Annotated in this window: 16 protein-coding genes and 1 tRNA gene; 7 read left to right on the plus strand and 10 right to left on the minus strand. The window is 61.6% G+C overall.

Annotated elements, in window-relative coordinates; genetic code table 11:
- Nucleotides 1-27: 27 nt before the first annotated feature.
- Nucleotides 28-103, minus strand: a tRNA-Lys gene (locus tag JQ863_RS00295).
- Between the two features lie 126 nt (nucleotides 104-229).
- Here JQ863_RS00295 and dapF point away from each other — a divergent pair.
- Genes dapF through JQ863_RS00310 form a run of 3 tightly spaced genes read left to right on the plus strand, consistent with a single transcriptional unit; the run spans nucleotide 230 to nucleotide 2958 of the window.
- Nucleotides 230-1045 carry a diaminopimelate epimerase gene (dapF, locus tag JQ863_RS00300; RefSeq protein ID WP_204112343.1) on the plus strand — a complete coding sequence of 272 codons (816 nt, stop codon included), beginning with the start codon at nucleotides 230-232 and terminating at the stop codon, nucleotides 1043-1045.
- Nucleotides 1045-2304: a tRNA (N(6)-L-threonylcarbamoyladenosine(37)-C(2))-methylthiotransferase MtaB gene (gene mtaB, locus JQ863_RS00305; RefSeq protein WP_204112344.1), complete on the plus strand. Its 1260-nt coding sequence runs from the start codon at nucleotides 1045-1047 to the stop codon at nucleotides 2302-2304. Before dapF ends, mtaB begins: the two co-directional genes overlap by 1 nt.
- 24 nt (nucleotides 2305-2328) lie before the next feature.
- Entirely contained in the window at nucleotides 2329-2958 is a 630-nt protein-coding gene (locus JQ863_RS00310; RefSeq protein WP_204112345.1) for a glutathione S-transferase, read from the plus strand.
- A gap of 20 nt (nucleotides 2959-2978) precedes the next feature.
- Here the strand turns inward: JQ863_RS00310 and JQ863_RS00315 are convergent, their stop codons facing one another.
- The 3 genes from JQ863_RS00315 to serB form a co-directional block, all read right to left on the minus strand.
- The gene (locus JQ863_RS00315) at nucleotides 2979-3293 is read right to left on the minus strand and encodes a YciI family protein (protein WP_204112346.1); all 315 of its coding nucleotides are present in this window, start codon (nucleotides 3291-3293) and stop codon (nucleotides 2979-2981) included.
- Between the two features lie 108 nt (nucleotides 3294-3401).
- Nucleotides 3402-4160 carry a TSUP family transporter gene (locus JQ863_RS00320; protein WP_204112347.1) on the minus strand — a complete coding sequence of 253 codons (759 nt, stop codon included), beginning with the start codon at nucleotides 4158-4160 and terminating at the stop codon, nucleotides 3402-3404.
- Nucleotides 4161-4163: 3 nt separating this feature from the next.
- Nucleotides 4164-5042, minus strand: a complete 879-nt coding sequence (gene serB / locus JQ863_RS00325; protein WP_204115006.1) for a phosphoserine phosphatase SerB — start codon at nucleotides 5040-5042, stop codon at nucleotides 4164-4166.
- Nucleotides 5043-5199: 157 nt separating this feature from the next.
- Here serB and JQ863_RS00330 point away from each other — a divergent pair, with 157 nt between their 5' ends.
- From JQ863_RS00330 to JQ863_RS00340, 3 genes are all read left to right on the plus strand, one after another.
- Nucleotides 5200-6354 (plus strand): phosphoserine transaminase, encoded by a 1155-nt coding sequence (locus JQ863_RS00330; protein ID WP_204112348.1) that lies wholly within the window; start codon nucleotides 5200-5202, stop codon nucleotides 6352-6354.
- Nucleotides 6355-6442: 88 nt separating this feature from the next.
- Nucleotides 6443-8038 (plus strand): phosphoglycerate dehydrogenase, encoded by a 1596-nt coding sequence (gene serA / locus JQ863_RS00335; RefSeq protein ID WP_204112349.1) that lies wholly within the window; start codon nucleotides 6443-6445, stop codon nucleotides 8036-8038.
- A gap of 69 nt (nucleotides 8039-8107) precedes the next feature.
- Nucleotides 8108-8854 (plus strand): metallophosphoesterase family protein, encoded by a 747-nt coding sequence (locus tag JQ863_RS00340; protein WP_204112350.1) that lies wholly within the window; start codon nucleotides 8108-8110, stop codon nucleotides 8852-8854.
- A 215-nt stretch (nucleotides 8855-9069) separates the two neighbouring features.
- Here JQ863_RS00340 and JQ863_RS00345 read toward each other — a convergent pair whose 3' ends face one another.
- The 4 genes from JQ863_RS00345 to JQ863_RS00360 form a co-directional block, all read right to left on the minus strand.
- Nucleotides 9070-10026 carry a PLP-dependent cysteine synthase family protein gene (locus tag JQ863_RS00345; protein ID WP_204112351.1) on the minus strand — a complete coding sequence of 319 codons (957 nt, stop codon included), beginning with the start codon at nucleotides 10024-10026 and terminating at the stop codon, nucleotides 9070-9072.
- Between the two features lie 65 nt (nucleotides 10027-10091).
- Complete coding sequence (gene tdh / locus JQ863_RS00350) at nucleotides 10092-11120, minus strand: L-threonine 3-dehydrogenase (protein WP_204115007.1); 1029 nt, start codon at nucleotides 11118-11120, stop codon at nucleotides 10092-10094.
- Between the two features lie 14 nt (nucleotides 11121-11134).
- Entirely contained in the window at nucleotides 11135-12322 is a 1188-nt protein-coding gene (locus JQ863_RS00355; protein WP_204112352.1) for a glycine C-acetyltransferase, read from the minus strand.
- A gap of 139 nt (nucleotides 12323-12461) precedes the next feature.
- A complete protein-coding gene (locus JQ863_RS00360; RefSeq protein ID WP_204112353.1) occupies nucleotides 12462-13025 on the minus strand; it encodes a helix-turn-helix domain-containing protein in 564 nt (187 codons plus the stop codon).
- Between the two features lie 136 nt (nucleotides 13026-13161).
- On the opposite strand from JQ863_RS00360, the gene JQ863_RS00365 reads away from it, so the two are divergent.
- Nucleotides 13162-14337: an acetyl-CoA C-acyltransferase family protein gene (locus JQ863_RS00365; protein WP_204112354.1), complete on the plus strand. Its 1176-nt coding sequence runs from the start codon at nucleotides 13162-13164 to the stop codon at nucleotides 14335-14337.
- A 57-nt stretch (nucleotides 14338-14394) separates the two neighbouring features.
- Here JQ863_RS00365 and pbpC read toward each other — a convergent pair whose 3' ends face one another.
- On the minus strand, nucleotides 14395-16440 hold the full coding sequence (gene pbpC, locus JQ863_RS00370) for a penicillin-binding protein 1C (RefSeq protein ID WP_204112355.1): 2046 nt from the start codon (nucleotides 16438-16440) through the stop codon (nucleotides 14395-14397).
- A gap of 7 nt (nucleotides 16441-16447) precedes the next feature.
- Nucleotides 16448-21874, minus strand: coding sequence for an alpha-2-macroglobulin family protein (locus JQ863_RS00375; protein WP_204112356.1), 5427 nt, complete (start codon nucleotides 21872-21874; stop codon nucleotides 16448-16450).
- Nucleotides 21875-21932: the final 58 nt, after the last annotated feature.

Genomic DNA, 21932 nt, shown 5'->3' on the forward strand with positions numbered 1-21932 from the left:
GCATTCTACATGCCATGTCTTGAAAAGTGGTGAGCCGTGCAGGATTCGAACCTGCGACCCACTGATTAAAAGTCAGTTGCTCTACCAACTGAGCTAACGGCCCACTTCACAGAGGCGCTATCTAGATTTGGTCAGGGGTGGGGTCAACCCCGAAAAAGAAGAAAAACGACTCCACTGGAATATGTTTGGTCCTGCCGCTATATGCGGCGCAGGAAATTATGGGGTCTCGATGGCACTGGCTTTTGAAAAGATGCACGGTTTGGGCAACGATTTTGTTGTTGTGGACGCACGTGCGCGGGCCATCGAGCTGTCGGCCGCGCTGATCACCGCGATTGCAGATCGCCACAAGGGGATCGGGTTCGACCAGCTTGCCGTGATCTCGTTGCGCGGCAACGCCGATGCGCACCTGACGTTTTACAATGCCGACGGATCGACCTCGGCCGCATGTGGTAATGCCACACGCTGCATCGCCCGAAAGCTGATGGACGAAAACGGCACTTCCGAGCTGGTCCTGACCACCGATCGCGGCACGCTTTTGGCGCGTGATGCCGGTGATGGACTTACGTCGGTCAATATGGGGCAACCGCAACTGACCTGGGACGAGGTTCCGCTTGCCCACGAAATGGACACGCTGAATTTGCCGATCGACGGCGGGCCGGTGGCGACCGGAATGGGTAATCCGCACTGCACCTTTTTTGTCGATGACGTGGCCGCGGTTGATCTGGACGAGTTCGGCCCCAGGCATGAGCATCACCCACTTTATCCGCAGCGCACCAACGTTCAGGTCGCTCAGATCGTTGGCCCGGATCACATTCGCATGCGGGTGTGGGAGCGCGGGGTCGGTGTGACTCTCGCCTCGGGGTCGTCGTCCTGTGCAACCGCTGTGGCGGCGGCGCGACGTGGGCTGACCGGACGCAAGGTGCAGATTGACCTGGATGGCGGCACCCTTTGGATCAATTGGGCCGAAGACGGCGTCTGGATGACCGGGCCCACGATGACCGTCTGTTCGGGCAAATTCAGCGACCAGTTTCTGGATTCGATCTGATGTCCACACCACCGAAACTCACCACGCTTGGATGTCGGCTAAACGCCTACGAATCCGAGGCAATGAAGAAACTTGCCCAAGACGCCGGGCTGGGTGACGTGGTGATTGTGAACACCTGTGCGGTCACCGCCGAGGCCGTGCGAAAATCGCGCCAGGAAATCCGCCGCCTGCGCCGCGAAAACCCTGATGCCCGTATCGTCGTCACCGGCTGCGCCGCCCAGACCGAACCCCAGACATTTTCGGCCATGACCGAGGTCGATCAGGTCGTCGGCAACAACGAGAAGATGCAGCCCGAGACCTGGGCGCGCATGGCCCCCGATTTCGTCGGTAAAACCGAGCGCGTGATGGTTGATGACATCATGTCCGTCACCGAGACGGCGGGTCACCTGATCGACGGCTTCGGCACCCGCAGCCGGGCCTATGTGCAGGTCCAGAACGGCTGTGACCACCGCTGCACCTTCTGCATCATTCCATATGGCCGGGGCAATTCCCGCTCGGTTCCCGCAGGCGTTGTTGTGGACCAGATCAAACGACTGGTCGACAAGGGTTTCAATGAGGTCGTACTGACCGGGGTCGACCTGACATCCTGGGGGGCGGACCTGCCGCAGCACCCCCGCCTTGGCGACCTTGTGATGCGGATTCTGAAGCTGGTGCCGGACCTGCCGCGCCTGCGGATCAGCTCGATCGACTCGATCGAGGCGGACGATGCTCTGATGCAGGCCATCGCCACAGAACCGCGCCTGATGCCGCATTTGCACCTGTCCCTGCAACATGGCGACGACCTGATCCTGAAACGCATGGCCCGCCGCCATCTGCGCGACGATGCCATCGCTTTCTGTGAAGAGGCTCGGCGGCTGAGACCCGACATGACATTCGGCGCCGACATTATTGCCGGCTTCCCGACTGAAACCGAAGATCAGTTCGAAAACTCGGTCAAGCTGGTTACGGACTGTGACCTGACATGGCTGCACGTCTTTCCCTATTCCAAGCGTGAAGGCACCCCGGCAGCCAAGATCCCGAAACAGGTCAACGGCAAGGTAATCAAGGACCGCGCAGCCCGTCTGCGTGCAGCAGGGGACGCACAGGTGGATCGGCATCTGGCGACACAGATCGGAGTGCGCCACAGGGTGTTGATGGAAAACCCGCTGATGGGTCGAACCGAACAGTTTACCGAAGTCACCTTCCGCTCTCCGCAGACTGAGGGCGCGATTGTGGACGCTGTGGTTTCGGGGCGGGATGGACAGCGCCTCTTGGTCTGATCCGCCAAACAGGAAGGACATGGTATGCCCCTCCCCATTCTCTACAGTTTCCGTCGTTGCCCCTATGCGATCCGCGCGCGGCTGGGTGTGGCCTCGGCGGGCGTGCAGGTGGAACTGCGAGAGGTGGTCTTGCGCGACAAGCCAAGGGCGTTCCTGGAAACGTCACCCAGCGCCACTGTGCCGTGCCTTGATGCAAACGGGCGGATCATCGACGAAAGCCTCGACATCATGCTGTGGGCTTTGGGGCAAAGCGACCCCGAGGGATTGATGGACATGCCCGAAACTGGGTTCGACCTGATCGCGACCAATGACGGGCCGTTCAAGACCGCGCTTGACCGTTACAAGTACACCAGCCGCCACCCAGAACGGGACCGCGACCATGACCGCGCTCAGGCTGCCAAGCATCTGGCTGCGCTTGACCGGCAGCTTGACGATCACCACTGGCTATTTGGCGCAGAACCCCGGCTTGCCGATTTCGCGATCCTGCCATTTGTCCGTCAGTTCGCCTTTGTCGACAAGACCTGGTTTTATGCCCAGGACTGGCCAGCACTTGCCGGTTGGCTTGACCGCTTCATCGGATCACAGCGTTTCATCTCGGCCTTTGCCAAGATCCCTCAGTGGAAACAAGGCGACCCTGTCAACCTGTTCCCGTAACAAGCGATCCCTTCGCGGGATCACATTTCAATTGCTTCGGCGATTTCGACGGTGCCCTTGCCACCGTCAAGGATCGGACAGCCCTGCGCAATGGTAATGGCGGTGTCCATGTCGGCAGCGTCGACCAGCGTATAGCCCGAAACGGGGTTTGATCCGCCATTGTCCTCGACCCCGGTCGCTGTCACGGTTTTCGACAGGCCAGCCGGGTTGCCGCCGTCAAGCAGGCCATCTCCGATTCCCGCCATCCATGCGCCCCAGGCAGCCATGACCTTTTCGCCTTCTTCCGGTGTCTCGGGGCGTCCGCCACCGTGGTAAATGAACATGAATTTAGGCATGTTGGTCCTCCTGGCAAAACCGAGTGCAACAAATGCATCTCTGCCCTCCAGAATGTCCTGATTCTCTGAAATTCGGAAATTTTTGGGATGAAAGGGCCAGATTCCGGCCTAAAGTACGTCCCACAACAGCTTTGACGCCAGCGCGAGTGAGGTCACGACCAACAGAGGCCGGATCAACCTTGCCCCCCTTGCCATCGCCATCCGCGCCCCAAGACGCGCCCCCATGATCTGCATGACCCCCATCGCCAGGCCAATCGCCCAAAGCGGCTCCGCCACAAGGACAAATCCGGCAAGCCCGCCAAGATTCGACGCAAAGTTCAAAAGCTTTGTGCGCGCGGTCGCTTTCAGGATGCCATAACCGCCAAGGGCGACAAAGGCGATCATGTAGAAGCTTCCCGCACCCGGCCCGAGAAGCCCGTCATAGAAGGCAACCAGCGGCACGGCGGTCAGCGAAAATACCGCAGGTCTGAGCCGTGCGGTGCGGTCGATCTCGCCGGGGTCCTTGCGCAGAGCAAAGAACAGGGCGATACCAACCAGAAGCGCGGGCAGGATCAGCCGCACCCAATCCGTCGGCAAGACTGACACCGCCAGCGCCCCGGCCAGCGACGCGCAGAACGCCAGCGCGGCGGGACCGACCTGGGTCTTCAGATCCACAAGGCCGCTGCGGGCATAGGAAAAGGCCGCCGTGCCAGATCCAAAAAGACCCTGAATCTTGTTGGTCGCCAGCGCCTGCACTGGCGGAACACCGGCAATCATCAAGGCAGGAACAGTAATCAACCCGCCGCCGCCCGCAATTGCATCAATAAACCCGGCAAAGAAACCTGCGACCAGCAGGATCATCAGGCCTTCCAGACCAAACTCCAACATGGATCAGCTGGCCCGGAATTCAGATTTCGCGTAGCCTTGGATGTATAGGAGCGCGGTGAGGTCGCCGTGATTGATACGGATATCACATTGCGCCGCGACCGAGGGTTTGGCGTGAAGCGCGACCCCTGCCCCTGCCAATTCCAGCATGCCAAGGTCATTGGCCCCGTCGCCGACAGCCATGACGTCAGTATGGGCAAGCCCAAGCCGGGCCGCGATCTCTTTCAGCGCCCGCACCTTGGCTTCCCGGCCAAGGATCGGGCGGCCGACATCACCGGTCAGCGTGCCATCCTCGACCAGCAGCGTATTGGCGCGGTTTTCGTCAAATCCCAGCTCGGCGGCGACCTTGGCCGTGAAAGCGGTGAACCCGCCCGACACCAGCGCGGCATAGGCACCATTGGCCTTCATCGTGGCAAGCAATGCCTTGCCGCCGGGCATCAATGTGATGCGCTCGGCCAGCACCTTGTCAATCACGCTTGAGTCCAGCCCCTTCAGAAGGCCAACCCGCTCGGTCAGCGCCCCTTCGAAATCCAATTCGCCATTCATCGCCCGAGCGGTGATATCCTTGACCCGGTCACCCACGCCCGCCTCATCCGCCAGTTCGTCGATGCATTCCTGCTGGATCATGGTGCTGTCCATGTCCGCCAACAGCATCTTCTTCTGCCGCCCCTCGGCAGGCTGGATCACTAGGTCCACGCCCATGCCTTGCAGGTCGCCCCATACGTCCCACCGATTGTCAGGCAGGATTTCGATCGGAAATTCCGCGGCTTCGTCCACTGCCAGCCAATTGGCGTCACCACCACCCCAGGCATTGCGCAGCGACTCGACCAATGAGGGGTCAAGGGAAGGGGTCGCCGGGGCGGTCAGTAAAGTGACGATGTACATGAGAATGTTTCCGATCGTAGTCATTCAGGGTCGCAAATATGCGCTCATGCGGCGCTATAGCGTCATTTTGGCAGTTGTGGAACCTGAAACACCCGTCTATCTCCGTCCGCGGGACACCCCTCCCCAACGAGGGGCGCTTATCTGGAAGGGTAGCTACATGGCTATGCAAAAACCGGCAACGCGGCCGGCCAATCCGCGTTTTTCCTCTGGCCCCTGCGCCAAACCCCCGACATTTTCGCTGGACAAACTCGCCGACGCCGCTCTGGGTCGTTCGCACCGTGCTGCCATTGGCAAGGACAAGCTGAAGGCCGCGATCGAAGGCACGCGCGAAATTCTCGGCATCCCCACAGATTACAAGATCGGCATCGTTCCCGCCTCGGACACCGGCGCGGTCGAAATGGCGCTGTGGTCGCTTCTGGGCGAACGCAAGGTCGAGATGCTGGCATGGGAAAGCTTTGGCTCAGGCTGGGTTACCGACGTTGTGAAGCAGCTGAAAATCGATGCTGAAGTCAAAACCGCCGACTATGGTCAGATCGTTGACCTCACTTCGGTCGATTGCAACAACGACGTCGTCTTTACCTGGAATGGCACCACCGCTGGCGTGCGCGTGCCGAACGCCGACTGGATCGCAGACGACCGCGAAGGTCTGACCATCTGCGACGCGACCTCGGCCGCCTTCGCGATGGACCTGCCCTGGGACAAGCTGGATGTCACCACCTTCTCCTGGCAGAAGGTTCTGGGTGGCGAAGCGGCCCACGGCATGCTGATCCTTTCCCCCCGTGCCGTCGCACGTCTGGAAAGCTACACCCCGGCATGGCCGTTGCCCAAGATCTTCCGCCTGACCAAGGGCGGCAAGCTGATCGACGGTATTTTCACCGGCGCCACAATCAACACGCCGTCAATGCTGGCCGTTGAAGATTACCTGTTCGCACTGGACTGGGCGCGCTCGGTCGGTGGTTTGCAGGGTCTGATCGCCCGCGCCGATGCCAACGCTCGGGCCGTGTTCGACTTTTGCGACGCCAACGATTGGATCGCCAACCTCGCCGAGGATGACGCGACCCGCTCGAACACCAGCGTTTGCCTGAAGTTCACCGATGACCGGATCAAAGACGGCGCTGCCTTTGCCAAGGCCGTCGCCAAACGTCTTGAGACCGAAAACATCGCGCTGGACATCGGCGCCTATCGCGACGCGCCTGCGGGTCTGCGCATCTGGTGCGGCGGCACGGTCGAAACCTCGGATATCGAGGCCATGCTGCCCTGGCTGGCATGGGCGTTTGACGCCGAGATCGCCGCGCTGGCAGAAGCCGCCTAAGCCGAGGCGCCCGGCGGTTGCGCCGGGCCGCCCCCGCCCCCAACCATTTCTTTTCAGGCCCCAGGCCCCCGACAAAAGGACCACCACCATGGCCCCCAAAGTTCTCATTTCCGACAAACTGTCGGACGCTGCCGTTCAAATCTTCAAGGATCGCGGAATCGACGTCGACTTCCTGCCCGATGTGGGCAAGGACAAGGAAAAGCTGGCACAGATCATTGGTCAGTATGACGGCCTCGCCATCCGCTCGGCCACCCGCGTCACCCCGACGATCCTGGAAAACGCCACCAACCTGAAGGTGATCGGCCGTGCCGGTATCGGCACCGACAATATCGACAAGGAAGCCGCGTCGAAAAAAGGCGTGATCGTGATGAACACGCCGTTTGGCAACATGATCACCACTGCCGAACACGCAATTGCGATGATGTTTGCCGTGGCGCGCCAGATTCCCGAAGCCAGCGCCTCGACCCATGCGGGCAAGTGGGAAAAATCCAAATTCATGGGGGTCGAACTGACCAACAAGACCCTTGGTGTCATCGGTGCCGGCAATATCGGTGGCATCGTCTGCGACCGGGCCCGCGGCCTGAAGATGAAAGTTATCGCGTATGACCCCTTCCTGAGCGAGGAAAAGGCCAACAAGATGGGCATTGAGAAAGTCGAGCTGGACGACCTTCTGTCGCGCGCCGATTTCATCACCCTGCACGTTCCCTTCACCCCGGCAACCGCCAACATCCTGTCGGCTGAAAACCTGGCCAAGACCAAAAAGGGCGTTCGCATCATCAACTGCGCCCGTGGCGGACTGGTTGACGAAGAAGCACTGGCAGAACTGCTGAAGTCCGGCCATGTTGCTGGCGCCGCCTTTGACGTGTTCTCGGTGGAACCGGCCAAGGAAAACCCGCTGTTTGGCCTGCCCAATGTTGTCTGCACTCCGCACCTGGGCGCAGCCACCACCGAAGCGCAGGAAAACGTTGCCCTGCAGGTGGCCGATCAGATGGCCAACTACCTTCTGACCGGCGCGGTTGAAAATGCGCTGAACATGCCTTCGGTCACGGCGGAAGAAGCCAAGATCATGGGCCCCTGGATCAAGCTGGCCGATCATCTGGGCGCCTTTGCCGGTCAGCTGACCGACGAACCGATCAAGGCGATCAATATCCTCTATGACGGTGTCGCCTCAAAGATGAACCTGGATGCGCTGAACTGCTCGGTGATTGCGGGCATCATGAAGCGGGTGAACCCGGACGTGAACATGGTTTCGGCCCCGGTTGTCGCCAAGGAACGCGGTATTCAGATCTCGACCACGAACCAGGACAAATCCGGCACATTCGACGGCTATGTCAAGGTGACCGTCGTCACCGACAAGCGCGAGCGGTCCGTTGCCGGAACCGTCTTCTCGGATGGCAAGCCGCGCTTCATCCAGATCAAGGGCATCAACATCGACGCGGAAGTCGGCGCCCACATGCTTTATACCACCAACGAGGACGTGCCCGGCATCATCGGGACGCTGGGTCAGACCATGGGTGAAAACGGCGTGAACATCGCCAACTTCACCCTTGGGCGTTCGGACCGGGGCGGCGAAGCGATCGCGCTTCTCTATGTTGATGACGTGGTCCCGGGTCCGGTGATCGACAAGCTGTGCCAGACCGGAATGTTCCGTCAGGTGAAACCGCTGCAATTCGAAGTGGCCTGACCCAAAAAGCAAAATTCAGTGAAACGCCGTCCCTGTTCGGGGCGGCGTTTTTCATTTAGCCTTTGTCCCATGACACCCCCCAAGACAGACCCCATATATGCCATCGGAGATATCCACGGCCAATTAACCATGCTGGAAGATGCGCTGGCGCGGATCGTGTCTGACGGTGGCCCGGATGCCCGCGTCGTGTTCCTTGGCGACCTGGTCGATCGCGGCCCCGACAGCCGCGGGGTGATCGACCTGCTGGCGCGGGGCGTTGCCGAAGGACGCAACTGGACCGTACTCAAGGGCAATCACGACCGCATGTTCGCGCGTTTCCTTGCTCCGACCCCGGTGATGGAAACTGGCCTTCTGGTAGGTTGGGACTGGTTTCACGAAAACCTCGGTGGGCGCGAGACGCTGGCCTCTTACGGCGTGATGATCACAGATCAGACGCGTATCCACGCCGCCCATGCGGAGGCGCGCGCCGCCGTTCCCAGAAGCCATATCGACTTCATGTCAGGCCTGCCGACTCATCTGGTGTTTCAGGACAAGCTTTTTGTGCATGCCGGTATCCGCCCCGGTATTGCGCTGGAAAGCCAGACCGAGGATGACCTTGTCTGGATCCGAGAGCCCTTTCTCGGCCATTCCGGTCCGCACCCCTGGCTCGTGGTGCATGGCCACACCCCGCTACCGCAGGCTCGGCATTTTGGCAATCGGATCGACCTCGACAGCGGCGCTGGATTCGGACGCCCCCTGACTGCCGCCGTTATTGATGAGGATGGGGTTTTCCTGCTCGGGCCGACGGGCCGTACGCCCTTGCGCCCAGACCATTAAAACACGACGGGATTGCCGGGTTGCCGTTTAGAATATCGTAACCCGCTTTGCGAAAACTGATCCTTGTGGGGGCCTTTTCGTCGAAAGGGTCGGGTAATGAGTGATCGTGAATGGGAACCAACAACGACGTCAATCAGTTGGGCAGCCTTCAGAACCGGGCTGTGTGAGCTGATCGTGAACTTCAACCGGTTTGCACCGTTCCGCGGGTAAACAGGTCACGCCCAGAGATCGGTGGACAGGTATTTCAATCCGCTGTCGCAGATGACAACAGCCACCGTTCCGCCCTTCTCTGGGCCGGACAGCAACTCGAGCGCGGCGGCGACATTGGCTCCGGCTGAAAACCCTGCAAAAATTCCTTCGACCCGCGCCAATTCCCGGGCTGTTTGCCGGGCGCTGTCGCCTTCGATGGTCAGATATCCGTCGACAGGTACGCCATGCAGGAACTCCAAATCCGCCATGGCATATCCGCCACCCTGAATCGGGTGGTCGGGGTAGGTCGCATCGCCGCCGCCCAGCACCGCTGCTCCATCAGGCTCCAGGAGGTATGCCCGCAGGCCCGGGTTCTGTTCTTTCAGGTAGCGGACCGTGCCTCCAATGGTTCCGCCAGACCCGGCGAAATCAACAAAGGCCGTCAGGCTGCCATCGCTGTCCGTCCAAAGTTCGGGCCCTGTGGTCTGATAATGCGCCGCCGCGTTGCCGGCGTGGTGAAACTGGTCCGCGCGGAACGCCCCACGCGCCGCCGTGACCTCCTTCGCAACCTTTTCGACCTCGGCCAGATCCCCACCTGAAACCTGCCCTGGAACAGACCCCGGCAATTGATCCACCAGCACCACTTCGGCCCCAAGCGCCATCATCATGCGCGCGCGCTCAACCGAATTGCCCCGGCTCATCACCGCAACAAACGGGTACCCCTTGATACCGCAGACAATCGCCAGGCCGGTGCCCATGTTGCCGCTGGTCAGCTCGACCACGGTCTGTCCCAGTCGTAGCGCGCCGGATGCCTCGGCCGCTTCGATGATGCCTTTCGCGGCCCGGTCCTTCTTGGAAAACCCGGGGTTCAGATAGTCAAGCTTCGCAAGGATTCGCCCGGATGCCCCATGCGCCGCCACCAGCCGGTCCAGCCAGACCGACGGTGTGCCCCCAATCACATCAACCAATGAGCCCGCCGCCATGCCACTTTCCTCTTGCCGCAAATACCTTGGGGTGAATGGGCCGAAGGCCCAGAGGGGCAACGCCCCTATCGCCAATTCAGAACCACTTTGCCCGACGCCCCGGATTTCATTGCCGCGAACCCGTCTCGGAATTCATCGACACCCATCTGGTGCGTGATGACCCGGCTGACATCAAGCCCGTTCTGCAACATGGCGATCATCTTGTACCAGGTCTCGAACATCTCGCGTCCGTAGACGCCCTTGATCGTGATCGCCTTGAAGACAATCCGGCTCCAGTCGACAGGCGATTTCCCCGGCGGGATACCCAATAGCGCGATCTTGCCGCCCATCACCAGCGCCTCGACCATCTGGTCCAGCGCCGCCTGCGACCCGGACATTTCCAGCCCGACATCGAAACCCTGTTTCATCTTCAAGCCTGCAATCACGTCGTTCAGGTCTTCCTTGGCGACATTGACGGGCCGCACGGTCGGCACCACGTGTTCCGCCAGCTTCAGACGGTCTGGATTGATGTCAGTGATAACAACATGGCGCGCACCTGCATGCCGGGCCACCGCTGCTGCCATGATACCAATCGGTCCGGCCCCGGTGATCAATACGTCCTCGCCCAACAGATCGAAACTCAGTGCGGTATGGACCGCGTTGCCCAGCGGATCAAGGATCGCGCCGATCTCGTCCGGTATGTCGTCAGGCAGCGGCACGACGTTGAAGGCGGGCAAGCGCAGGTATTCGGCAAAGGCCCCCTGCTCGTTCACCCCGATCCCGCGTGTGCCGGGATCAAGGTGGAACTTCCCAGCGCGACTCTGGCGGCTTTCGGTGCCGATCAGGTGACCTTCACCCGACACCCGCTGGCCGATCTCCAAACCCGTCACATCGCGTCCTATCTCGACGATCTCGCCCGCGAATTCATGGCCTGTGATCAGGGGCACGGGCACGGTATGTGCGGCCCAGTCATCCCAGTTCCAGATATGAATGTCGGTGCCGCAGATGCCGGTTTTGTTGACTCGGATCAGCACATCGTCCGGCCCGATCTCTGGCACGGGCGCCTGCACCATCCACAGGCCTTCGCGCGGCTCGGACTTCTCAAGCGCCTTCATGGTGTTGGGTCTGCTCATTGGATCACTCCCAGGTCGCGCCCGACCTTGCCAAAAGCGGCCAGCGCGCGGTCCAGTTCCTCCCGCGTCAGGGCGGCGTTCATCTGGGTTCGGATACGCGCCTGACCGCGCGGGACCACCGGGAAGAAAAAGCCCGACACATAGACGCCCTCGTCAAACAACCGCGCCGCCATATCCTGTGCCAGCTGCGCATCGCCCAGCATCACCGGAACAATCGGATGCTCGCCCGGCAAAAGGTCGAAACCCAGCGCTTCCAGACCAGCCCGCCAATAGCGAGCGTTGTCAAATAGTTGAGCGCGCAGATCTGCTCCGTCTTCGACCAGGCGGATCGCCTCGATCCCGGCGGCAACGATGGATGGCGGCAGCGAGTTGGAAAACAGGTAGGGCCGCGCGCGCTGCCGCAACAGGTCAACCACTGGCTGCGGCCCTGCGATATAACCGCCGATGGCCCCTCCAAGTGCTTTGCCCAGCGTCCCCGTCAAAATGTCGACATCCGCGTCGAAATGATCCGGCGTGCCAGCCCCGTTCGGCCCCATGAACCCAGTCGCATGGCAGTCATCGACCATCACAAGCGCATCATATTTTTGCGCCAGGCGGGTGATCTCGGGCAGGTTGGCAAGGTAGCCGTCCATCGAAAACACGCCATCGGTGGCAATCATGATATGGCGAGCGCCCTCATCACGAACGTGTTGCAACATCGCTTCCAGATCAGCCATGTCATTGTTCATGTAGCGATAGCGCTTCGCCTTGCAGAGCCGCACCCCATCGATAATTGAGGCATGGTTCAGACTGTCTGAAACAATAGCGTCCTCCGGGCCCAAAAGCGGTTCGAACAAGCCGCCATTGGCATCGAAACAGGCAGCGAACAGGATCGCGTCATCCTTCTTCAGAAACGCCGCCAGCTTTTGTTCCAGCTCGCAATGAATGTCCTGCGTGCCGCAGATGAACCTGACCGAAGCCATGCCAAACCCGCGCGGGTCCATCGCCCCCTGCGCCGCCTTTATCAGGTCGGGATGATCGGCGAGGCCAAGGTAGTTGTTGGCGCAGAGGTTGATAACCTCGCGATCGCCCACCCGGATCTCACCGCCTTGCGGCGAGGTGATCATTCGCTCGCGCTTCATCAGCCCCTCGGATTCGATTTGATCAAGCGTGGCGCGAATATCGTTCAGGAAAGCTTCGGACATGGGTTTCTCCGTGATTCTGGAGCATCATCTAACATAATGGATTTCAGTTCGAAATAGCGGATTTCAAGATAACGGACAAAAATCCGCAATCACGAACACCTCAGTTCGAGCATAACACGAAAACCGCTTTTGGCGGGGATCAGGCGTTTTTGACGATCAGGAAGACGCGCGCCGGGCCGTCGGGGGACTGGATCGCATGCGGCAGGTCGGCAGCATATTGTGCCGTGTCACCTTCCGACAAGGTCGTGACAGCCGTGCCGCTGGTCACCTTCACCGTTCCATCCAGAACCGTCAGTTGTTCGGTCGCGCCGCGTGCATGCGGCTGGCTGGTCAGCGCGCCGCCGGGTTCGAGCCGGATGTCATAGACTTCGTGCCCGCCCGCCTCTTCCGGCGGAGACAGGATACGGATGAGGCAGCCCTGCCCCATGTTGTCAAACGAAGGCACGTCCGAGTTGCGGATGACCGCGATCTTGTCCACCGGTTCGCTGTCATCAAGGAGACCAGCAAAATCCACCTGAAGCGCCTTGGTCAGGTTCCAGAGCGTCGCGATTGTCGGGCTTGATTCGCCGCGCTCGATCTGACTGACCATGGAACGGCTGACGCCAGACAGTTTGGCCACCGCATCAAGCGACAGGCCCTGTTTCTGGCGCGCCTGTTTCAGGCGTGCGGGCAGAAGGCCGAGGATATGGGAATCACTGGACATTTTTCATACCTGCCCGTGACGTCACGTCGATGTCAATGCACGCTGCGTCGCAGCGACCATTCGCGCCTTAACAGGCTGACCCCAAAACAGTAGCCTGCGGGCGCTTGAGTTTTTCTTCACCGAAAAGGACATCCCCATGTCGGATATCGTCATCCTGGGCGGCGCCCGGACTGCCATTGGCACCTTTGGCGGCGCACTTGCCAACACCCCCCCGATTGAACTGGCCAAGATCGCGTCCGAGGCCGCGATGCAGCGCGCCGGCGTTGAGCCGGGTCAGGTCGGCAACGTGGTCTTTGGCCATGTGATCAACACCGAACCACGCGACGCCTACCTGTCGCGCGCCGCCGCTATCGAGGCAGGCATCCCGAATACAACGCCCGCGATGAACGTGAACCGCCTGTGCGGATCCGGTGCGCAGGCCATCGTCTCGGCCACGCAATCGCTGATGCTGGGCGATGCCGATTTTGCGCTGGCAGGTGGTGCCGAAAGCATGAGCCGTGCGCCCTATATCGTTCCCTCACAGCGTTTTGGCGCAAAAATGGGCGACGTGCAGACGCTGGACATGATGCTGGGCGCACTGACCTGCCCCTTCGGAACCGGGCATATGGGTGTGACGGCAGAAAACGTCGCCGATGAACATGACGTGAGCCGTGAAGACATGGACGCCTTCTCGGTGACCAGCCAGGAACGCGCGCTGGCAGCGATCGAAGCGGGCTACTTCAAGGAACAGATCGTCCCGGTGAACGTGAAGGTCCGCCGCGATGTTGTGGCCTTTGACACCGACGAACATCCCAAGGCGTCAACCATGGAAACGCTGGCCAAACTGCGCCCGGTCTTCCGCAAAGACGGCCGGGTGACGGCGGGCAACGCTTCGGGCATCAATGACGGTGCCGCGGCGATTGTCATGGCCCGCGCCGAAGCCGCGGAAAAGGCCGGACTGACACCGAAATTCCGCGTTCTGGGTTATGCCCATGCTGGCGTCCGCCCGGAAGTCATGGGCATTGGCCCGGTTCCGGCGGTCGAGAACCTGCTGGCGCGCACCGGCCTTTCGGTTGGTGACTTCGACGTTATCGAATCCAACGAGGCATTCGCCGCCCAAGCCATTGCCGTCAACAAGGGCCTTGGCTTGGACACATCGAAAGTGAACCCGAACGGTGGCGCCATTGCCCTTGGTCACCCTGTTGGCGCAACGGGTGCGATCATCACCGTCAAGACCATGTACGAGCTTGAACGCACCGGCGGATCGAAAGGCCTGATCACCATGTGCATCGGCGGCGGTCAGGGCATCGCCCTTGCCATCGAACGTATCTGATCCAATTCGGAACAGCTTTGAACCGGGGCGCTACCTTCGGGTGGCGCCCTTTTTCGTTCAGTCCAGCCAGATCCGGGATCGCGCCGACTGCCCGTTGGCATCAATCACCGTCAACACGGACGCCCCGCGTCCCAGTCCCGACAGGGTGACCTCCCGGCGGTGAAAGTTGGTCATGACCGGCACACCGTTGGCAAGGACCGCAAAGGGCGCGCGACCGTTCCTCAACTTCAAAGTCACCCCCCCTGCCGACCGTTCTATCTCGGCTCCGTCAGGAGGAAAGGTCACTTCCACCGCATCCAACGCACGAGCAAAGACGCCAGCGCGGCCCCGGAACTTCTGCAACGGATGAGGAAGGCGGGCAGTGGGCACCAGCAAAGTCTCGGGGGGCGGTGGCCCGAGCGGGTCGAGCGTGGGTTTCAATCGCTGGAAAACATCGAACAGAACCGGCGCCGCCAACTCTCCGCCAAAGGCCCCCGGCACCGGTGTTCCGTCAGGCCGTCCAATCCACACCCCGGCCACGTGGCGACCGTCGTACCCAATCGCCCAGGCGTCCCGGTGGCCATAGCTGGTGCCGGTTTTGTAAGACAGACGCAGGTCGGCGGCCCCCGGCGGTGGCGCCAGTTGTGCCAGCACATGCCCCACTTGCCACGCGGCGGCACGATTCAGAACGCGTTTCCCGTCACCGGATGCCGCGCCCAGCCGCCAATGCAGATCAACCGACTGCCCCTTGTTGCCTAGCATGGCATAAAGCGTCACCAATTCCTCAAGCGTCATGCCCAACCCACCCAACGAGACCGCCAGACCCGCCGTGCCGCCTGCCACCGTCGGACTTGTCCCAGCGGCGCGCAAAGCCCCCATCAGTCGGGCCGGGCCAATTTCTTCCGTGAGCAGAACGACCGGAATATTGAGCGACTCTCGCAGTGCGTCGGCAACCCTGATCTCTCCTCGGAACCGACCATCGAAGTTCTGTGGCGCATAAGATCCGAAATTCACCGGAGCATCCAGGATCAGGGTTTCCGGATGAACCAGACCGAGGTCGAACGAAAGCCCATAGACAAGAGGTTTGAGCGTAGACCCCGGCGAGCGCGGCGCGCGGGTCATGTCGACAAATCCCTGCCGCAGATCGCCACCGTGATAGCCCTGCGATCCGACCGAAGCCAGGATTTCTCCTGTCTTGTGATCGGCAACCACCATGGCGATCGACAGTCGCTCTTGTTTGCCGCGCAGCGACTGGGTCGCAAGGTTTTCCAGCACCTGTTGCAAGTCGCCGTCCAGCGTCAGCGAATGGACACCTGCGTCCGGGCGGTCATCGCGGACGCGGTCCGCCATATGCGCGGCCAATGCGGGAAAGGCGCGGCGCGCGACCGGCACAGGCTCGGTCACTGCGGCGGCGACATCTCCGGCACTCAGGATACCCGCGGCCTGCGCCCGTTGAAGAACACGACTCCGCGCCATGTCCGCAACCTCGCGCGACACGTCGGGACGGCGCGTTTCGGGGCTTTGTGGCAGGGCAACCAGCAGGGCCGCCTGCGCCGGGGTCAGACGTCCCGGTTCCTTGCCGAACCACGAAAGCGTCGCAGCGCGGATGCCTTCCAGGTTGCCGCCATACGGTGCATGGGTCAGATAAAGCGACAGGATCTCAGGCTTGGTCAGCCGCCGTTCCAGCGCCAGTGCAACACGGACCTGCCGTAGCTTTCCTGCCCAGCGCCCCGTGGTCCCGTCTTCCATCAACCGAGCGACCTGCATCGTCAGGGTCGACCCGCCTGACACCACACGACCATTGCGAACCGCCTGCAACACAGCCCGCCCCATTGCAATGGGATCAACTCCGCTGTGACTGCAGAAACGGCGGTCTTCATAGGCGATCAGCATTTCGACATAACGGGGATCGACCGCATCCGGCCGGGCGCCTAGTCGCCAGAGACCGTCCGCCACCGTATAGGCCCGCAGAAGATTGCCGTTCCTGTCCCGCACTTCGACCGAGGTTTCGGCAAGAAGCGGCGGCAGGTCCGTTGCGGCAATCCAGTCGTCGATCCCATCACGCAACAGTGCCCCGCCCCACAGCAGCAGGGTCAGGGCAAAAAGGGCGCGTGCGGGCTTCACGCCGAACTCACTCTGTTACGGTGATCCGGCCGCTATCGGTGCGGGCGCGGAACTGCGGGCGATACATGTCCTCGACCGAAGCCGCGGGGTGATGGAAGCTGCCGGGGCTGACCGCGCGCACGATATAGGCAAGCTGGAACGGTTTGTCTCCGCGCCAGTCGACGGCCGCCAGGAACCGGTCCGACCGGAACTCGGTAAAGGTCGCGCTCGACAGTTTCAGCCAGTTCAGTTCATCCACGTCCCCTGTCGACAACAGGTTGGGATTGTCGATCTCCAACCCTGCGGGAAGCGGGTCATTGACCATCAGTCGCGCACCGGTTTTGCCGAAAGGCTCGACCTTGAGAACCACCACCATCCGATCCCCGGTCCTGACACTGTCGGCGGCCACTTCAACCCCAGACATGTCATAGTAGCGGCGAGAGATGGCATAGCCGTTACCGCCCTTCTGAACCTTGTAGTCAGGCACGCCGATCGTGGTAATTGTCAGATCCGTCGCAGTGTCGCTGGTATTGCGGATATCCAGCGGCACCAGGCTGGCATCATCCGCCAATGCCCGGACCAGCGGGCCTTCGACAGGCGCTCCGTTGACGGAAATTTGCCCCATCGAACTGTCGTCAAGCAACGCGTGAGCCGCAATAAGCGACCAAGCCGATTCCTGTGTCGACAGCCCGCGCCCCGGCCCGGTCAGTCTCTGCACAAGCCCGCCCCGGTCAACCGCATCTGACCCACTTTCGACCGCCAGCGTCAGTACTGCTGCGCTGTCGCGCAACGCGGTGCCATAGTCGACGCGCCAGATCGGTTTCGACTCGTCAATACGCGCATTCAGAAGCGCTTGCGCTCGGGCGAACATGCGATCGGCGCGGGTCTGGTCGCCATAGGATGCCAGTGCCGCACCCAGCTGGGCTGCCGCCAGCGGAGTCGAAAACGCCTCGGCCTTTACATCGGCATAATACCGCAGATCCCCCATGTTGGCCGCGCCTTCCCGCGCCAGCACCAGCAGCGCATAGGCGATATCCTCGCCACCCTCGTCGAAATCGGGGGCATAGTTGATACGGTTCCGAAGGTTATCCATGGCCTGCCGAAAAGCGATTTGCGGGACGTCATAGCCCTTGGCTCGCGCCCGGCTGAGAAAGTCGCTGACATAGGCGTCCAGCCAGAAATCACCGCTGTCAGCATACCACAGGCCAAAGGCACCATTGCTGGCCTGGCGGGTCAATACACGGGCAATGGCCTGGTCGATACGCTCAGCCACCTTGGCGCCGGATGCCAGCCCCAACGCCTGGGCCACAGTGTCGAAATAGAGAAGCGGCATCGCCTTTGACGTGACCTGCTCGGTGCAGCCATAGGGATAGCGATCCAGCACCGCCAACAATCCCGGCGCATCAAACCGCGCCAACGCTCCGGTCGACACGATGGCCGAGCCGGACCCGGCCCGGAGATCGGCAAACAGGTTGTCGTCCAAACGGAACGTGTCGCCCGACGCCAGCGTCAACCGCTGAGTGGTCGACACCTCGGGATCATTGGCGCGCACCGGCAACAACAGGTCCTTGACCAATTGCTTGCCATCCGGCGTGGTCAGCGCGATGCGCACAGCATAGTCGCCGACATCCGGCGCGGTGATTGGCACGGACAGACGCACGGTTCCCTGAGCGCCAAGCTCTACACCTGACGGAATGGCGCCATTGGCAAAAGCAACCCCGCCTGAAACGTCCAGCCCCATGCGCCCGGTCGGACCTTCGGCATGGACGATCTCAAGCAGCATCCGGCTTTGGTCCCCCGGCGCAAGGAAGCGCGGCAGGCTGGCCGTGACCACTACCGGATCGCGCACAAGCACGTCGGCCTCCGCCTGGCCGACCCCGGTCGGACTCCAGGCAATGGCCATCAGCCGCACGGTGCCATTGAACTGCGGAATGTCGAAACTGACCCTTGCTTTTCCGTCCACACCGACCTCAACCGGGCCTTTAAAGAAGGCGACCAGTTCTTCGGTTGGCGGGGGCGAGTCAAAGCGGCTGCCCGAGGCCGCATCACCGCCCGAGCGGATCGCCCCCGTCGCGCCGTTCATACCGTCAATCAGACGGCCATAGATGTCGCGGATTTCCATACCCAGCCGCCGTTGGCCGAAATAGTGACCCGACGGGTCAGGGCTTTGGAATCCGGTCAGGTTCAGAATGCCTACATCGACCGCCGCCAGCGTGACATAGGCGGTTTCGCCCGCCGTGATCCCGTCAACAGTTAGCGAGACATCCAGCACCCCGCGCGGTGCAATCTTCTGCGGCGCATCCAGCGTCACCGAAAGGGCGCTCGCGCCGGGGTCGACGCTGGCATAGCTCAGGCCCAGCGCCCGCCCCGGATTGCGGCCAGCAGGTTCATCCATAGGCCGGATCACCGAGGCGGTGACGTAGGCACCCGCGCCCCAGTCATCGGTAACCTCAAGCGGGATCAGGTTCTCGCCCTCCACGACTTCGACAGCTTTCATCGCAATCAACCGGTTCGACATGACCTGAACCAGCGCGGTGCCTGCATTACGTGGCACGATGCGCAGCATTGCGGTGTCGCCGCTATGATAGGCGGGCTTGTCCAACGACAATTCAAGCGTGTCAGGCGTATCACTCGCATCGGCCGGTGCATACCAGCCGGCATAAAAATCGGTAGACGCGGCGACGTAGTCACCGTCGATCCGTTCGACCACGATCTCGTACTGGCCCCATTCAACCGGGGCCGAAACCGCGACAGGATCACCGGTCAGCATGACTTCACCCGTGGCAACGCGGCTGCGCTGCGTCACCGGCTCCCAGTTCCAGTCGCCATAGAGCATGTACCATTGGTAATGCGTCCGAACCCGGTTCACGGTCCATTTGACCTTCATCGATGCGGGGTTCAAATCCCGGTCCAGCGCGGCGATGCGGAAGGTCGCCTCGGCCCCTTCGGGCACGACGCCATCAAACATCGGTCGGATCCCGATCAGGTCGCCCGCAGGTGCGACCGGGTGCGACAGCTTGCGTTCGACCGGACGACCAGAGCCTTCGGCCACCTCAACGATGAACTCTGCCTTAAGCGGCCGACCCGGATCACCGACATCGGGCAGCGAAACCGGGATTTCGGCCACACCCTGCGCATCGGTCTTGCCGCTGCCAAAGAACTCGGTCCGGGGCGAGAACAGCTCGTCATGGCGGCCGAAACGGTAGCCCTCGAACCCGGCCACCGCGTCGTCAGCACGCAACGTGACACGGCCATTCACCGCAAGGCCTGCGCCGGGCGCGCCAAACAGATAGCGTGAGGCAACCGTAAGATCGGCAATCCCGCCGGGCTGAACCGGGACATCGGGCAGGGTCAGGTCGAAATCGATACGCTCCGGCAGAAAGTCCTCGACCAGCAGTTTGCGGCTGACCAAGGGCGGGGCATCCACATCGGACTTGATGTCCAGAACCCAGGCCCCACGCGGCACAGTTGCCCCGACCGGCAAGGTGAATACATGCCCGCCTGCCACGTCGTCATGCGACAGGTGGCGGCTGTATTCCACTCCGTCCGGGCGAGTCAGAATCGCAGTCAGCGGCAGGCTGGCAATAGCCTCGGACACACCGTCTCGCGCCAGCACCGTGGCATGGATGGTCTCGCCCGCGCGGTAAGCGCCGCGGTCGGTGGCAAGAAACAGATCAACGGCACCCGCCGGTTCACGCCCTTCGACACCCCGGTCGGACAGGTCAAAGGCGGGGTCGGTCAGCGACAGAAACGTGAAATCGTCGCCGGTTTCCAGCATCACCAGCGCAGGCGCCTTCGCCCCGGTGCCGCGCGTTAGCCCCCCTTCGAAACGCGCATAGCCTTCGGCATCCGTCACCCCTTCGCCCAGCACGCGATTGGCACGGGACAGAAGCGTGACCTTGGTTCCCTCAAGCGCGGCGGCATCCGACAATGCGCGAGCAAAGACGTGTAGCCCGTCCGCGCCCAGCAGCGTTGTCGCGCCGATATCGGACAGAACAAACCACTGTGTTGCCGAAGTCTCGTCATAGATCGACGCCCCCGGCAGATCGGCGGTCAGCGCATAGACCCCGGCAGGCAGGTCGGCGATCACCTCACCCATCGGCAGGCGCGTGGTCATGTCCTGATTCAGCGTGTTCTCGACCGTGCCTTCTCCCTGCCAGACGCTTTCTGCGATCTCGGACGAGAAATCCTGAAGCTGCCAATAGGACATAGGGCGACCGAAATAACTGTTCTGGATTGCACGCAGAAGGTTGCGGTCGCTGACCCGGCGCAGATGCAGGGCAACGGTGTCCAGGTTCACCGTCTCAATCGGCAGCCCAGCATCCGCAGTGCGTGGCAGGACATAGGTTCGCCCCGGGAAACGCAGAGACGGTTCTCGGTCGCGCACATACATCGCGAGGTCGACATCGCGGATCAGTGCTTCGCCGCTGGCGGAAGGCAGCCCTTCACGGAAGGTGACGGTGTAGCGCTTGCCGTGTTCGACGCCCTCGATACAGATTTGCCGCCCCTCTGCCTGGACAGAAAAGCGCTGGTCGGGCAGCCGCACATAGGGCGCATAATCCACCCCAGCCTTGACCAGATCCTCGCTGAATTCGGCACAGATGCGAGGGCTGGCGGGATCGCTCTCGACGCTGTGTTCAGTGATACGGAAGCCGTATTTTCCAATCGCATCGTCCAACAGGGCCACCACGTCGTCACGTGGCTGGATCTGTTCCGCCAACCGCAAGGCGCGCAACATGTCCCGGCCACGGCCCGATGCTTCAAGAGCCAGCCCCATTTCCAGAAGCGCGGCCACCTGTTGCGGCGCGCTGGCCGCGCGCAGATATCCATTCACGGCACCCAGAAGCCAACGGTCGCGATAGCGGCGCTTGTCTTTCGACGAGTCAATCGCAAGCGTCCCGTTCAGACGCGCATATTCGGTCCAAAGATCACTGCGGTCTGCCTTGGCCACCGCCCCACCGGTCCAGCGCATTGCGTTCAAGGTATCGTTCTGCCGGGTCCGGTCCCGAGCGGCCTCAAGCATGTCCTCGACGCTCCAGGGGCCGGCAGCGTGGATCCAACCAATGTCGCGCGCAAGATTGCGGGCACGCGTCAGGGTGCTTTGACCAAGGAAGCCAAGATCAGCTGCCCGAGTAACACCACGATCCTGATATGCAGGATCGGTGGCAAAAATCTCGGCCGAAACGGCCCCTTCGTAAGGTTGCTTTTCGGTAATCTGGCGCTTTGGGAAACATGAACTGGCCTTGGTGTTGAAGGTGAATGCCCCACAATCGGCATTGGCAATACAAGCGTTGCGGCAGGCCTCATAGGTCGTGTCGAAAATGTTTTGCAGGTCGGACCCATAGAAATCGACATCCATGCTGACCACGGCCCGACGTTCAGGGACGTAGCTGTCCTGCGCCAGGGCAACCTGTGCCCACACCAGTCCGAAAATTGCTGCAACAATCCAACGCATAAATGCCTCCGCTCCAAAATGCCGGTATCGTGGCACGCCCAACGCGATATTGGCAACG

Origin of the sequence: Shimia biformata, assembly GCF_016888515.1 — a bacterium.
Classification (GTDB): Bacteria; Pseudomonadota; Alphaproteobacteria; order Rhodobacterales; family Rhodobacteraceae; genus Shimia_A; species Shimia_A biformata.